This window comes from Staphylococcus ureilyticus (assembly GCF_025558845.1).
Taxonomy (GTDB): domain Bacteria; phylum Bacillota; class Bacilli; order Staphylococcales; family Staphylococcaceae; genus Staphylococcus; species Staphylococcus ureilyticus.
Genome location: NZ_CP094825.1, coordinates 1,613,183 through 1,626,658, shown reverse-complemented (window position 1 = coordinate 1,626,658; position 13,476 = coordinate 1,613,183). Strand labels below are relative to the sequence as shown.

The following is a 13,476-nucleotide window of genomic DNA, read 5'->3' as shown; positions in this document are numbered from 1 at the left end:
GATGAAGGCAGTCAGTTTACAAAGAATGGGAGATTTAGAAAATGATTTAGTTGAAGCTTTTCCAAACGTCAAGTTTATATTTACACAGGGTGTTTCTGAAATTAATGACCATGATAAAAAGGATTTGGACATACTATTTGGATATGATGGTAAATTAGATGAAGACTTTTTGAAGTCATGCTCGAATCTGAAATGGTTGGCCTGGTATGCTACCGGTGTAAATAAGCTTCCTTTAAACTATATCGATAGTAATAATATCTTGTTGACGAATGGTCGAGGTGTACACGCAAAACAAATGTCTGAATTTATCATGGCGTTTATATTAGATGACTATAAAAAAATGAAGACTTCATTTATTAATCAAACAAATAAAAAATATGATTCGAAGCTAACTGGAAAAAGAGTAAGCGGGCAAACCCTTTTATTTTTAGGGACAGGAAGTATAGCGCAAAAAACAGCAACCATTGCTAACGCGATGTACATGATTGTACAAGGTGTTAATACAACTGGTCATGATGTAGAAGGGTTTTCCAAAACGTATACTATCGATAATTTATTTCAAGCACTAGAAGAAGCAGATATTGTTGTTAATACGTTACCAGAAACGAAAGAAACAATACATCTACTACAAAGAGAACATTTTGAAAAGATGAAAAGCGCTGCTTTATTTATTAATGTAGGAAGAGGAACAATCGTAGACGAAAATGTAATAGCAAATGTGATGAAAGAAAACATCATACGACAATCATATTTAGATGTGTTTGAAAAAGAACCACTTACTCCAGATAACCAATTATATAATATAAATAATATTACAATTACAGCACATATTACGGGCAATGGCACAGAAAACAAACAAGAAGTTACTCAGATATTCAAACGAAATCTTAGTTATTTTCTCAATAACAATACTTTAATTGAGAATGAAGTTGATCCCGATACAGGATATTGATTGAAATGGTCTTTGTTTATTGACAATTCGATAATGCAACAGTTATATTAATATTAAGTAATAATTATTATTAAATAGAAAGATGGTGAGGGACATGAGTGCAGAGATGGAAACAGTTGAACATCAATTAGAAGACTCGATTGCGTCTTTAAGAGATAATGGAATAAGAATAACACCACAAAGACAGGCGATATTGAAGTTTTTAATTGTTTCAGAAACACATCCCACTGCTGATGAGATTTATCAAGCACTTTCACCCGATTTTCCAAATATAAGTGTTGCAACGATATATAATAATTTACGTGTATTTAAAGGAATAGGCATTGTTAAGGAGTTGCCTTATGGCGACGCTTCAAGTCGATTCGATTTTAATACACATAATCATTACCATGTTATATGTGAAAATTGTGGAAAGATTGTTGATTTTCATTACCCACAACTAGATGAAGTTGAACAATTAGCTCAACACGTAACGAATTTTGATGTGACACATCATCGTATGGAAATTTATGGTCTATGTAAAGAATGTAAAGATAAAGAGAATTTACAGCAGTAATTATAATTGAACAATTACGAAAAAAACTATTAAGTTAGAAAGTGCTACATTTATAAATGTAGCACTTTCTATTACTATGAGCTTGTTTTATATCAATATAAAGTGAAAACAAAAAATGCAATTTTAATTGACGGTATAGTGGCTAATGTGTCCAAACAATACTGATATAATTATACAATTTGACATATTTATACATATAAAAAATAATTAGTTATTACAAAGGTAAAATTTAACTAAAAAGTTATTGAAATTGAATTGACGAGTGAGATTAATCTTGATATTATATAAAAGTCGTCAAAACGAGACGGCTTTAAAACAAACCAAAATAAAAATAATAGAAAGTGTAAATTTGACACTTGTTAAAATTATTGAATGGTTATACAATGTTAAATGTTGAGTTAACAAACGAAACAAACTTAACAATAACAAATGAAAATTTATTATTGACTTAACAAAAACTTAATGTTACAATTAATTCTTGTAACACATCAATGAACATTGAAAACTGAATTGCAATATGTCAACGTTAATTCCGATTTCAACATTAAATGTTGAATCAAAACAACGTGTTATTGATAACACAAATTAGTATTTTATGAGCTAATCAAACATCATAATTTTTTATGGAGAGTTTGATCCTGGCTCAGGATGAACGCTGGCGGCGTGCCTAATACATGCAAGTCGAGCGAACAGATAAGGAGCTTGCTCCTTTGACGTTAGCGGCGGACGGGTGAGTAACACGTGGGTAACCTACCTATAAGACTGGAATAACTCCGGGAAACCGGGGCTAATGCCGGATAACATTTAGAACCGCATGGTTCTAAAGTGAAAGATGGTTTTGCTATCACTTATAGATGGACCCGCGCCGTATTAGCTAGTTGGTAAGGTAACGGCTTACCAAGGCAACGATACGTAGCCGACCTGAGAGGGTGATCGGCCACACTGGAACTGAGACACGGTCCAGACTCCTACGGGAGGCAGCAGTAGGGAATCTTCCGCAATGGGCGAAAGCCTGACGGAGCAACGCCGCGTGAGTGATGAAGGTCTTCGGATCGTAAAACTCTGTTATTAGGGAAGAACAAATGTGTAAGTAACTGTGCACGTCTTGACGGTACCTAATCAGAAAGCCACGGCTAACTACGTGCCAGCAGCCGCGGTAATACGTAGGTGGCAAGCGTTATCCGGAATTATTGGGCGTAAAGCGCGCGTAGGCGGTTTCTTAAGTCTGATGTGAAAGCCCACGGCTCAACCGTGGAGGGTCATTGGAAACTGGGAAACTTGAGTGCAGAAGAGGAAAGTGGAATTCCATGTGTAGCGGTGAAATGCGCAGAGATATGGAGGAACACCAGTGGCGAAGGCGACTTTCTGGTCTGTAACTGACGCTGATGTGCGAAAGCGTGGGGATCAAACAGGATTAGATACCCTGGTAGTCCACGCCGTAAACGATGAGTGCTAAGTGTTAGGGGGTTTCCGCCCCTTAGTGCTGCAGCTAACGCATTAAGCACTCCGCCTGGGGAGTACGACCGCAAGGTTGAAACTCAAAGGAATTGACGGGGACCCGCACAAGCGGTGGAGCATGTGGTTTAATTCGAAGCAACGCGAAGAACCTTACCAAATCTTGACATCCTTTGACAACTCTAGAGATAGAGCCTTCCCCTTCGGGGGACAAAGTGACAGGTGGTGCATGGTTGTCGTCAGCTCGTGTCGTGAGATGTTGGGTTAAGTCCCGCAACGAGCGCAACCCTTAAGCTTAGTTGCCAGCATTAAGTTGGGCACTCTAAGTTGACTGCCGGTGACAAACCGGAGGAAGGTGGGGATGACGTCAAATCATCATGCCCCTTATGATTTGGGCTACACACGTGCTACAATGGACAATACAAAGGGCAGCTAAACCGCGAGGTCATGCAAATCCCATAAAGTTGTTCTCAGTTCGGATTGTAGTCTGCAACTCGACTACATGAAGCTGGAATCGCTAGTAATCGTAGATCAGCATGCTACGGTGAATACGTTCCCGGGTCTTGTACACACCGCCCGTCACACCACGAGAGTTTGTAACACCCGAAGCCGGTGGAGTAACCATTTATGGAGCTAGCCGTCGAAGGTGGGACAAATAATTGGGGTGAAGTCGTAACAAGGTAGCCGTATCGGAAGGTGCGGCTGGATCACCTCCTTTCTAAGGATATATTCGGAACATCTTCTTTAGAAGATGACAAAGGAATAACATTGACATATTGTATTCAGTTTTGAATGCTCATTTGAGTATTCTTAAACGAAGGGGCCTATAGCTCAGCTGGTTAGAGCGCACGCCTGATAAGCGTGAGGTCGGTGGTTCGAGTCCACTTAGGCCCACCATTAGAATTTAATACGAATTTCGGGGGCTTAGCTCAGATGGGAGAGCGCCTGCTTTGCACGCAGGAGGTCAGCGGTTCGATCCCGCTAGTCTCCACCATAGAAATTGTAATTGTACATTGAAAACTAGATAAGTAAGTAAAATTTATGATTTTACCAAGCAAAACCGAGTGAATAAGAGTTTTAAATAAGCTTGAATTCAAAAAGAAATAATCGCTAGTGTTCGAAAGAACACTCACAGATTAATAACATTTTGGGTTTTCAACCGACGGTTGTCGAGTTGGAAAGCAAATAGATTAAGTTATTAAGGGCGCACGGTGGATGCCTTGGCACTAGAAGCCGATGAAGGACGTTACTAACGACGATATGCTTTGGGGAGCTGTAAGTAAGCTGTGATCCAGAGATTTCCGAATGGGGGAACCCAATACGAGTTATGTCGTATTATCGATACGTAAATACATAGCGTATCGAAGGTAGACGCGGAGAACTGAAACATCTTAGTACCCGCAGGAAGAGAAAGAAAAATCGATTCCCTGAGTAGCGGCGAGCGAAACGGGAAGAGCCCAAACCAACGAGCTTGCTTGTTGGGGTTGTAGGACACTCTATACGGAGTTACAAAGGAATAGATTAGACGAAGCATCTGGAAAGATGCATCAAAGAAGGTAATAATCCTGTAGTCGAAAGTCTGTTCTCTCTTGAGTGGATCCTGAGTACGACGGAACACGAGAAATTCCGTCGGAATCTGGGAGGACCATCTCCCAAGGCTAAATACTCTCTAGTGACCGATAGTGAACCAGTACCGTGAGGGAAAGGTGAAAAGTACCCCGGAAGGGGAGTGAAAGAGAACTTGAAACCGTGTGCTTACAAGTAGTCAGAGCCCGTTAATGGGTGATGGCGTGCCTTTTGTAGAATGAACCGGCGAGTTACGATTTGATGCAAGGTTAAGCAGTGAATGTGGAGCCGTAGCGAAAGCGAGTCTGAATAGGGCGTTGAGTATTTGGTCGTAGACCCGAAACCAGGTGATCTACCCTTGACCAGGTTGAAGTTCAGGTAACACTGAATGGAGGACCGAACCGACTTACGTTGAAAAGTGAGCGGATGAGTTGAGGGTAGCGGAGAAATTCCAATCGAACCTGGAGATAGCTGGTTCTCTCCGAAATAGCTTTAGGGCTAGCCTCAAGTGATGATTATTGGAGGTAGAGCACTGTTTGGACGAGGGGCCCTTCTCGGGTTACCGAATTCAGACAAACTCCGAATGCCAATCAATTTAACTTGGGAGTCAGAACGCGGGTGATAAGGTCCGTGTTCGAAAGGGAAACAGCCCAGACCACCAGCTAAGGTCCCAAAATATATGTTAAGTGGAAAAGGATGTGGCGTTGCCCAGACAACTAGTATGTTGGCTTAGAAGCAGCCATCATTTAAAGAGTGCGTAATAGCTCACTAGTCGAGTGACACTGCGCCGAAAATGTACCGGGGCTAAACATATTACCGAAGCTGTGGATTGTCCGTAGGACAATGGTAGGAGAGCGTTCTAAGGGCGTTGAAGCATGATCGCAAGGACATGTGGAGCGCTTAGAAGTGAGAATGCCGGTGTGAGTAGCGAAAGACGGGTGAGAATCCCGTCCACCGATTGACTAAGGTTTCCAGAGGAAGGCTCGTCCGCTCTGGGTTAGTCGGGTCCTAAGCTGAGGCCGATAGGCGTAGGCGATGGATAACAGGTTGATATTCCTGTACCACCATGAATCGTTTTAAGCGATGGGGGGACGCAGTAGGATAGGCGAAGCGTACGATTGGATTGTACGTCCAAGCAGTAAGACTGAGTGTTAGGCAAATCCGGCACTCATAAGGTCAAGCTGTGATGGGGAGAGGAAATTGTTTCCTCGAGTCGTTGATTTCACACTGCCGAGAAAAGCCTCTAGCTAGATTTATGGTGCCCGTACCGCAAACCGACACAGGTAGTCAAGATGAGAATTCTAAGGTGAGCGAGCGAACTCTCGTTAAGGAACTCGGCAAAATGACCCCGTAACTTCGGGAGAAGGGGTGCTCTTTAGGGTTCACGCCCAGGAGAGCCGCAGTGAATAGGCCCAAGCGACTGTTTATCAAAAACACAGGTCTCTGCTAAACCGTAAGGTGATGTATAGGGGCTGACGCCTGCCCGGTGCTGGAAGGTTAAGAGGAGTGGTTAGCTTCTGCGAAGCTACGAATCGAAGCCCCAGTAAACGGCGGCCGTAACTATAACGGTCCTAAGGTAGCGAAATTCCTTGTCGGGTAAGTTCCGACCCGCACGAAAGGCGTAACGATTTGGGCACTGTCTCAACGAGAGACTCGGTGAAATCATAGTACCTGTGAAGATGCAGGTTACCCGCGACAGGACGGAAAGACCCCGTGGAGCTTTACTGTAGTCTGATATTGAAATTCGGTACAGCTTGTACAGGATAGGTAGGAGCCTTAGATACGTGAGCGCTAGCTTACGTGGAGGCGTTGGTGGGATACTACCCTCGCTGTATTGGATTTCTAACCCGCACCATTAATCATGGTGGGAGACAGTGTCAGATGGACAGTTTGACTGGGGCGGTCGCCTCCTAAAGAGTAACGGAGGCGCTCAAAGGTTTCCTCAGAATGGTTGGAAATCATTCATAGAGTGTAAAGGCACAAGGAAGCTTGACTGCGAGACTTACAAGTCGAGCAGGGTCGAAAGACGGACTTAGTGATCCGGTGGTTCCGCATGGAAGGGCCATCGCTCAACGGATAAAAGCTACCCCGGGGATAACAGGCTTATCTCCCCCAAGAGTTCACATCGACGGGGAGGTTTGGCACCTCGATGTCGGCTCATCGCATCCTGGGGCTGTAGTCGGTCCCAAGGGTTGGGCTGTTCGCCCATTAAAGCGGTACGCGAGCTGGGTTCAGAACGTCGTGAGACAGTTCGGTCCCTATCCGTCGTGGGCGTAGGAAATTTGAGAGGAGCTGTCCTTAGTACGAGAGGACCGGGATGGACATACCTCTGGTGTACCAGTTGTCGTGCCAACGGCATCGCTGGGTAGCTATGTATGGACGGGATAAGTGCTGAAAGCATCTAAGCATGAAGCCCCCCTCAAGATGAGATTTCCCAACTTCGGTTATAAGATCCCTCAAAGATGATGAGGTTAATAGGTTCGAGGTGGAAGCATAGCGATATGTGGAGCTGACGAATACTAATCGATCGAAGACTTAATCAAATTTAAAAGTTTTGTTGGTTGAACTAAATTTTACTTACAATCTAGTTTTGAGTGTATAAATTTTATACATGACATTGTCTGGTGACTATAGCAAGGAGGTCACACCTGTTCCCATGCCGAACACAGAAGTTAAGCTCCTTAGCGCCGATGGTAGTCGGACTTACGTTCCGCAAGAGTAGGACGTTGCCAATATAAACGGAGGATTAGCTCAGCTGGGAGAGCATCTGCCTTACAAGCAGAGGGTCGGCGGTTCGAACCCGTCATCCTCCACCATTTTAATTTGCCGGCCTAGCTCAACTGGTAGAGCAACTGACTTGTAATCAGTAGGTTGGGGGTTCAAGTCCTCTGGCCGGCACCATCTTTAGAGCCATTAGCTCAGTTGGTAGAGCATCTGACTTTTAATCAGAGGGTCAGAGGTTCGAATCCTCTATGGCTCACCATTAATCAAATAACGCGGGTGTGGCGGAATTGGCAGACGCACTAGACTTAGGATCTAGCGCCTTACGGCGTGGGGGTTCGACTCCCTTCACCCGCATTTGCAGAAGTAGTTCAGCGGTAGAATACGACCTTGCCAAGGTCGGGGTCGCGGGTTCGAATCCCGTCTTCTGCTCCATTATTTTGCCGGGGTGGCGGAACTGGCAGACGCACAGGACTTAAAATCCTGCGATGAGAGATCATCGTACCGGTTCGATTCCGGTCCTCGGCACCATCTTTGAATTAAGCGCCCGTAGCTCAACTGGATAGAGTGCTTGACTACGGATCAAGAGGTTATGGGTTCGACTCCTATCGGGCGCGTAATTTAGATTGCTTCATCCTATGAAAAACGGGAAGTAGCTCAGCTTGGTAGAGCACTTGGTTTGGGACCAAGGAGTCGTAGGTTCGAATCCTGTCTTCCCGATATCTACTAAAATTCATTTAACTAAATGGGGGCTTAGCTCAGCTGGGAGAGCGCCTGCTTTGCACGCAGGAGGTCAGCGGTTCGATCCCGCTAGTCTCCACCATATTTATTGATACAAACTAAATTATAACGGCGGTGTAGCTCAGCTGGCTAGAGCGTACGGTTCATACCCGTGAGGTCGTGGGTTCGATTCCCTCCACCGCCACTATTGTTAGTTGTAAATTATACTCTGGACCTTTAGCTCAGTTGGTCAGAGCTAACGGCTCATAACCGTTCGGTCGCAGGTTCGAATCCTGCAAGGTCCATATAATTTTGGAGGAATACCCAAGTCCGGCTGAAGGGATCGGTCTTGAAAACCGACAGGGGCTTAACGGCCCGCGGGGGTTCGAATCCCTCTTCCTCCGCCATTTTAAAACAATTTAATAGTATAATTATCGTATATTTTTGGAGGAATACCCAAGTCTGGCTGAAGGGATCGGTCTTGAAAACCGACAGGAGCTTAACGGCTCGCGGGGGTTCGAATCCCTCTTCCTCCGCCATTAATATCATTATCGCGGGATGGAGCAGTTCGGTAGCTCGTCGGGCTCATAACCCGAAGGTCGGTGGTTCGAATCCGCCTCCCGCAATTACATAATTTGGTCTCGTAGTGTAGCGGTTAACACGCCTGCCTGTCACGCAGGAGATCGCGGGTTCGATTCCCGTCGAGACCGCCATTATTTTTAACATTATGGTTCAATAGCTCAGTTGGTAGAGCAATGGATTGAAGCTCCATGTGTCGGCAGTTCGACTCTGTCTTGAACCATTTTATACAAGCCGGCCTAGCTCAACTGGTAGAGCAACTGACTTGTAATCAGTAGGTTGGGGGTTCAAGTCCTCTGGCCGGCACCATTTTCATGGAGGGGTAGCGAAGTGGCTAAACGCGGCGGACTGTAAATCCGCTCCTTCGGGTTCGGCAGTTCGAATCTGCCCCCCTCCACCATTCAATTTAATAGGGGCATAGTTCAACGGTAGAATAAAGGTCTCCAAAACCTTCGATGTGGGTTCGATTCCTACTGCCCCTGCCATGGCGGTTGTGGCGAAGTGGTTAACGCATCGGATTGTGGTTCCGACACGCGTGGGTTCGATTCCCATCAACCGCCCTTATTGATTAATGGGCTATAGCCAAGCGGTAAGGCAACGGACTTTGACTCCGTCACGCGCTGGTTCGAATCCAGCTAGCCCAGTTTTATTGGCGGCATAGCCAAGTGGTAAGGCAGAGGTCTGCAAAACCTTTATCACCGGTTCAAATCCGGTTGCCGCCTCCATGAAATATGCGGGAGTAGTTCAATTTCTAGAACACATTCCTTCCCGGAATGAGATATAGGTGCAAGTCCTATCTTCCGCTCCATTTAATTTAATATTATGCGGGAGTAGTTTAACTCTTAGAACACATTCCTTCCCGGAATGAGATATAGGTGTAAGTCCTATCTTCCGCTCCATTTAATTTATATTATGCGGGAGTAGTTTAACTCTTAGAACACATTCCTTCCCGGAATGAGATATAGGTGTAAGTCCTATCTTCCGCTCCATTATCACTTCCTGGTTGGAAGTTTTTTGTTTATAATATTGAGCCAGCGTGGCGGAATTGGCAGACGCGCGGGACTCAAAATCCCGTTCCTTTTTGGAGTGTCGGTTCGATCCCGACCGCTGGTATAATTAGTGTTTAAATAGAGAGAAAATATCTCAGAAATCCCATATTTATGGGGTTTCTTTTTTTTTTATGATTTAAAATGTATATGATTTATTTTGAATTCTTGTAGCTAGGTGTATATGCAGAAATTTAATGATTATAACTTAGTTTATAACTTTAAACTTAATATTGTACTTTAGTCGAAAATATAATATTATTAGTCTAATGTTATATTTGGAGGATACAAGAATGGTAAAATCAGGCACAGCTAAAATTACAGGGAAATCATTTTTTGGTAATATTTTACAAGCTGTTGGAGCAGGTGTAGTCATTGCATTAATACCTAATGCATTATTAGGTGAATTATTAAAATTTTTTAAAGAAGGTAACCAATTATTAGAGACTGTTTATCAGTTAGTAGTTTTAATCCAATCATTTATGGCATTTATTATTGGTGTTTTAGCAGCACATCAGTTTAAATTTAATGGGGCTGGTGCCACTATGATAGGTGTTTCCGCTATGATAGGTAGTGGTGCTGTTAAGATGACTGAAGGTGGATTTTTACTCAATGGTACTGGTGATATCATAAATACTATTTTAGTTGTAGTGATAGCTTGTACTTTGTATTTGTTATTACAAAATAAATTAGGATCAATGGAAATGATTCTATTACCTGTTATTATTCCAGTTTTAAGTGGCGTTATAGGCTTGTTTACATTAGGTTATGTGACAAATGTCACTAAAGGAATCGGCCATATAGTAAATGCCTTTACAGAATTAAATCCATTGATGATGTCAATATTGATTTGTGTTACATATGCGTTGTTAATGGTTACACCAATATCTGTAGTTGCTATAGCAACGGCAATCAGTTTATCAGGTTTAGGTAGTGGTGCAGCTAATATGGGTATTGTAGCAGCTTGTGTGACATTTTTATTTGGTTCAATTAGAGTTAATGGGGCCGGAGTCAATTTAGTATTGATAATTGGTGCTGCTAAGATGATGATACCTGTTTATTTTAAGCATTTAATTATTGCAATACCGTTAATAATTAATGGAGTGATTGGCGGTTTAATCGCTTACTTTATTGGCATTAAAGGTACACCAATGTCTGCTGGTTTTGGTTATACAGGATTAGTTGGGCCGATTAATGCATTTAATCGAATGGATGGAGATCCTAACATGAATATTATTTTATTAGTATTTGGATATTTTATAATACCATTTGTTTCTGCATTCTTTGTGCATGAAATTTGTAAAAAAATGATGCGTAAATATACAGATGATATTTATAAGTTTGAGATCCCTAAACAATAATGAAATAACAAAATTTAATAGATCATAAGTTTTTTGGATTTATTTGTTTTTTAGTATCATTATGTATGATTACAACAGGTATTTAACTTTAAACTGATATAAATAGTTGAAATCAAGACAATACTCAAGCACCTTCATTTTAAATGGAGGTGTTTTTTTAATATGCAGTGAATATTACTGTCATCGCACCATATCCCAAATACCATTTTATATAATCACAGTAACTAGAATTTTTAAAATTAAGAAAAATGACACATATCTCATATTGAATATTTTTGCGTTATTATGTATAATAATTAATAATATGGAAAGGGGATAAATAGATGAAACAAATATTGAAAATAATTACCGTTTTTTCATTCCTTATAAGCACTTTAATTATTTACATAAATCCAGAAGTAAATGCTAATGAAAAAGACCAATGGCAAAAAATTAAAGAACGTGGTGAATTGCGTGTTGGTTTATCAGCTGATTATGCACCTTATGAGTTTGAACATAATGTTAATGGTAAATCAAAGTATGCAGGTATTGATATTGATATCGCAAAAAAGATTGCGAAAGATAATCATTTAAAACTGAAAATTGTAAATATGCAATTTGATAGTTTATTAGGAGCGATTCAAACTGGTAAGATTGATATCATTATCTCAGGAATGACACCGACACCTGAACGTTTAAAAGAAGTAGATTTTTCAAAACCTTATATGACAGTCGATCAAAAAATGATTATTAAAAAGTCAGAAACTGATCGTTTTAAAACAATAGAAGATTTTGCGAATAAAAAAATCGGTGTACAGAAACAAACACAGCAAGAAAAAATAGCACAAACTGAAATAGATAATGCACAAATTCAATCTTTAACGCGTGTACCTGAAGTTATAATGTCGTTAAAAAGCGGAAAAGTTAATGGAATGGTGATTGAAGGTCCTGTTGCAGAAGCATATTTAAAACAAAATAAAGATTTAACTTTTGCTAATGATGTTAAATTTAATGAAGGTAGAAAGGAAACGGCAATTGCCTTACCTAAAAATTCTCCAATACTCATGGAGAAATTAAATACTTCAATCAAAGATGTTAAAAATAAAAATTTGTTAGAAGATTATAAAGCGTCAGCTGCTGATGCAATGCAAAAAGATGACGGTAATTTCTTCACAAAATATGGTAATTTTTTCCTAAAAGGAATTAAAAACACAATCTTAATTTCTATAGTTGGTGTTGTTTTAGGAGCTGTATTTGGTGCATTGATTGCATTATTAAAACTAAGTCAAATTAAAATATTGAGATGGATTTCTTCAGCTTATATCGAATTTTTAAGAGGCACTCCTTTATTAGTACAAGTTTTCTTAGTTTATTTTGGTACTACAGCAGTATTAGGTCTAGATATTTCAGCTTTAATATGTGGTATGATAGCACTTGTTATAAATTGTTCAGCATATATTGCAGAAATAATAAGAGCTGGTATAAATGCAGTTGATAAAGGGCAAACTGAAGCTGCAAGAAGTTTAGGTCTTAGTTATGGTCTGACAATGAAATCGGTTATTTTGCCACAAGCTGTAAAAAACATATTACCGGCTTTAGGTAATGAATTTGTCACTGTGATAAAAGAATCGTCAATTGTATCTGTCATAGGCGTTAGTGAAATAATGTTTAACGCACAAGTTGTACAGGGAGCATCATTTGATCCTTTCACACCGCTTATTGTAGCAGCAATTTTATACTTTATACTTACATTTACTTTATCAAGAGTGATGTATTTCTTCGAAGGGAGATTGAAAGTTAGTGATTAATATTAAAAATTTATATAAATCGTTTGGAAAAAATGAAGTTTTAAAGGGAATTAATCTAACTGTGGATAAAGGTGATGTTGTTGCTATAATAGGTCCTTCAGGTAGTGGTAAAAGTACGCTTTTACGCTGTATGAACCTTCTCGAAACACCTACAAGTGGGGAAGTAGTATTTAAAGATCATAGTTTAACAAATGAAAAAACTAAATTAGAAGCATTAAGACAACAGATGGGTATGGTTTTCCAAAATTTTAATTTGTTTCCACATAAAAAAGTTATAGATAATATTATATTGGCGCCGAGTTTATTAAAAAAGGGAAGTCAAAATGAATTGAAAAAAGAAGCAATGGATTTGTTGAAAAAAGTTGGATTGGAAGATAAAGCTAATGCATATCCATCTCAATTATCCGGGGGACAAAAACAAAGAGTTGCGATTGCTAGGGCTTTAGCAATGAATCCAGAAGTACTTCTATTTGATGAACCTACTTCAGCATTAGATCCTGAAGTGGTTGGAGATGTCTTAGAAGTAATGAAAGCTTTAGCAAAAGAGGGTATGACTATGGCAGTTGTAACACACGAAATGAATTTCGCTAAAGATGTGAGTGATAAGGTTGTGTTTATGGCAGATGGTGTCATTGTAGAATCAGGGACACCACAAAATATTTTTGAACAGCCGCAACATGATAGAACTAAAAACTTTTTAGCACGTGTTTTATAGTTACAAAATGGACCAAGA

Annotated in this window: 5 protein-coding genes, 28 tRNA genes and 3 rRNA genes; all 36 read left to right on the top strand. The window is 40.7% G+C overall.

All coding sequences use genetic code 11. From position 1 onward, the window contains the following. Position 1 precedes the first annotated feature (1 nt). The 36 genes from MUA21_RS08080 to MUA21_RS07905 all read left to right on the top strand — a co-directional run bounded on the left by MUA21_RS08080 (position 2) and on the right by MUA21_RS07905 (position 13,458). Complete coding sequence (locus MUA21_RS08080) at positions 2 to 952, top strand: NAD(P)-dependent oxidoreductase (protein WP_262561024.1); 951 nt, start codon at positions 2 to 4, stop codon at positions 950 to 952. 94 nt (positions 953 to 1,046) lie between these two features. After that, positions 1,047 to 1,508 (top strand): peroxide-responsive transcriptional repressor PerR, encoded by a 462-nt coding sequence (perR, locus tag MUA21_RS08075; protein ID WP_046207933.1) that lies wholly within the window; start codon positions 1,047 to 1,049, stop codon positions 1,506 to 1,508. 620 nt (positions 1,509 to 2,128) lie between these two features. Continuing rightward, positions 2,129 to 3,681: ribosomal RNA gene (locus tag MUA21_RS08070) — 16S ribosomal RNA — on the top strand. A 102-nt stretch (positions 3,682 to 3,783) separates the two neighbouring features. Next, positions 3,784 to 3,860, top strand: a tRNA-Ile gene (locus MUA21_RS08065). Positions 3,861 to 3,881: 21 nt separating this feature from the next. Beyond that, positions 3,882 to 3,957: transfer RNA gene (locus MUA21_RS08060), tRNA-Ala, on the top strand. 194 nt (positions 3,958 to 4,151) lie between these two features. Then, positions 4,152 to 7,072 (top strand): 23S ribosomal RNA (locus MUA21_RS08055). 77 nt (positions 7,073 to 7,149) lie between these two features. Further along, positions 7,150 to 7,264 (top strand): 5S ribosomal RNA (rrf, locus tag MUA21_RS08050). Together the 16S, 23S and 5S rRNA genes with 28 tRNA genes alongside form the textbook arrangement of a ribosomal RNA operon. A gap of 5 nt (positions 7,265 to 7,269) precedes the next feature. Further along, a tRNA-Val gene (locus MUA21_RS08045) sits at positions 7,270 to 7,345 on the top strand. A gap of 9 nt (positions 7,346 to 7,354) precedes the next feature. After that, positions 7,355 to 7,430, top strand: a tRNA-Thr gene (locus MUA21_RS08040). A 6-nt stretch (positions 7,431 to 7,436) separates the two neighbouring features. Beyond that, positions 7,437 to 7,512: transfer RNA gene (locus tag MUA21_RS08035), tRNA-Lys, on the top strand. Between the two features lie 13 nt (positions 7,513 to 7,525). Continuing rightward, positions 7,526 to 7,607: transfer RNA gene (locus MUA21_RS08030), tRNA-Leu, on the top strand. 3 nt (positions 7,608 to 7,610) lie between these two features. Continuing rightward, positions 7,611 to 7,685, top strand: a tRNA-Gly gene (locus MUA21_RS08025). Between the two features lie 7 nt (positions 7,686 to 7,692). Continuing rightward, a tRNA-Leu gene (locus MUA21_RS08020) sits at positions 7,693 to 7,781 on the top strand. Positions 7,782 to 7,793: 12 nt separating this feature from the next. Further along, positions 7,794 to 7,867, top strand: a tRNA-Arg gene (locus tag MUA21_RS08015). Between the two features lie 29 nt (positions 7,868 to 7,896). After that, a tRNA-Pro gene (locus MUA21_RS08010) sits at positions 7,897 to 7,970 on the top strand. Positions 7,971 to 7,997: 27 nt separating this feature from the next. Continuing rightward, a tRNA-Ala gene (locus MUA21_RS08005) sits at positions 7,998 to 8,073 on the top strand. A gap of 28 nt (positions 8,074 to 8,101) precedes the next feature. Next, positions 8,102 to 8,175 (top strand) — tRNA-Met (locus tag MUA21_RS08000). 26 nt (positions 8,176 to 8,201) lie between these two features. Beyond that, a tRNA-Ile gene (locus tag MUA21_RS07995) sits at positions 8,202 to 8,275 on the top strand. 9 nt (positions 8,276 to 8,284) lie between these two features. Further along, positions 8,285 to 8,377: transfer RNA gene (locus tag MUA21_RS07990), tRNA-Ser, on the top strand. Positions 8,378 to 8,416: 39 nt separating this feature from the next. Continuing rightward, positions 8,417 to 8,509 (top strand) — tRNA-Ser (locus tag MUA21_RS07985). Positions 8,510 to 8,522: 13 nt separating this feature from the next. Then, positions 8,523 to 8,596 (top strand) — tRNA-Met (locus tag MUA21_RS07980). Between the two features lie 11 nt (positions 8,597 to 8,607). Then, positions 8,608 to 8,683 (top strand) — tRNA-Asp (locus MUA21_RS07975). Positions 8,684 to 8,699: 16 nt separating this feature from the next. Then, positions 8,700 to 8,772, top strand: a tRNA-Phe gene (locus MUA21_RS07970). 10 nt (positions 8,773 to 8,782) lie between these two features. Beyond that, a tRNA-Thr gene (locus MUA21_RS07965) sits at positions 8,783 to 8,858 on the top strand. A 7-nt stretch (positions 8,859 to 8,865) separates the two neighbouring features. Beyond that, a tRNA-Tyr gene (locus MUA21_RS07960) sits at positions 8,866 to 8,949 on the top strand. Positions 8,950 to 8,960: 11 nt separating this feature from the next. Next, positions 8,961 to 9,034 (top strand) — tRNA-Trp (locus MUA21_RS07955). A gap of 2 nt (positions 9,035 to 9,036) precedes the next feature. Further along, a tRNA-His gene (locus tag MUA21_RS07950) sits at positions 9,037 to 9,109 on the top strand. Positions 9,110 to 9,121: 12 nt separating this feature from the next. Continuing rightward, positions 9,122 to 9,193 (top strand) — tRNA-Gln (locus MUA21_RS07945). A gap of 7 nt (positions 9,194 to 9,200) precedes the next feature. Then, positions 9,201 to 9,274: transfer RNA gene (locus MUA21_RS07940), tRNA-Cys, on the top strand. Positions 9,275 to 9,282: 8 nt separating this feature from the next. Then, a tRNA-Gly gene (locus tag MUA21_RS07935) sits at positions 9,283 to 9,357 on the top strand. A 16-nt stretch (positions 9,358 to 9,373) separates the two neighbouring features. Then, positions 9,374 to 9,448: transfer RNA gene (locus MUA21_RS07930), tRNA-Gly, on the top strand. A gap of 15 nt (positions 9,449 to 9,463) precedes the next feature. Further along, positions 9,464 to 9,538: transfer RNA gene (locus tag MUA21_RS07925), tRNA-Gly, on the top strand. A gap of 41 nt (positions 9,539 to 9,579) precedes the next feature. After that, a tRNA-Leu gene (locus MUA21_RS07920) sits at positions 9,580 to 9,662 on the top strand. A 226-nt stretch (positions 9,663 to 9,888) separates the two neighbouring features. Further along, on the top strand, positions 9,889 to 10,956 hold the full coding sequence (locus MUA21_RS07915; RefSeq protein WP_262561023.1) for a PTS sugar transporter subunit IIC: 1,068 nt from the start codon (positions 9,889 to 9,891) through the stop codon (positions 10,954 to 10,956). A gap of 323 nt (positions 10,957 to 11,279) precedes the next feature. After that, entirely contained in the window at positions 11,280 to 12,743 is a 1,464-nt protein-coding gene (locus MUA21_RS07910; RefSeq protein WP_107526287.1) for an ABC transporter substrate-binding protein/permease, read from the top strand. Beyond that, a complete protein-coding gene (locus MUA21_RS07905; RefSeq protein WP_107526286.1) occupies positions 12,736 to 13,458 on the top strand; it encodes an amino acid ABC transporter ATP-binding protein in 723 nt (240 codons plus the stop codon). Before MUA21_RS07910 ends, MUA21_RS07905 begins: the two co-directional genes overlap by 8 nt. The last annotated feature ends 18 nt before the right edge of the window (positions 13,459 to 13,476 follow it).

Bases quoted from the DNA above. Each gene is read 5' to 3' on its own strand.
- MUA21_RS08080 (WP_262561024.1), top strand. From the start codon at position 2: ATGAAGGCAGTCAGTTTACAAAGAATGGGAGATTTAGAAAATGATTTA.
- perR (WP_046207933.1), top strand. From the start codon at position 1,047: ATGAGTGCAGAGATGGAAACAGTTGAACATCAATTAGAAGACTCGATT.
- MUA21_RS07915 (WP_262561023.1), top strand. From the start codon at position 9,889: ATGGTAAAATCAGGCACAGCTAAAATTACAGGGAAATCATTTTTTGGT.
- MUA21_RS07910 (WP_107526287.1), top strand. From the start codon at position 11,280: ATGAAACAAATATTGAAAATAATTACCGTTTTTTCATTCCTTATAAGC.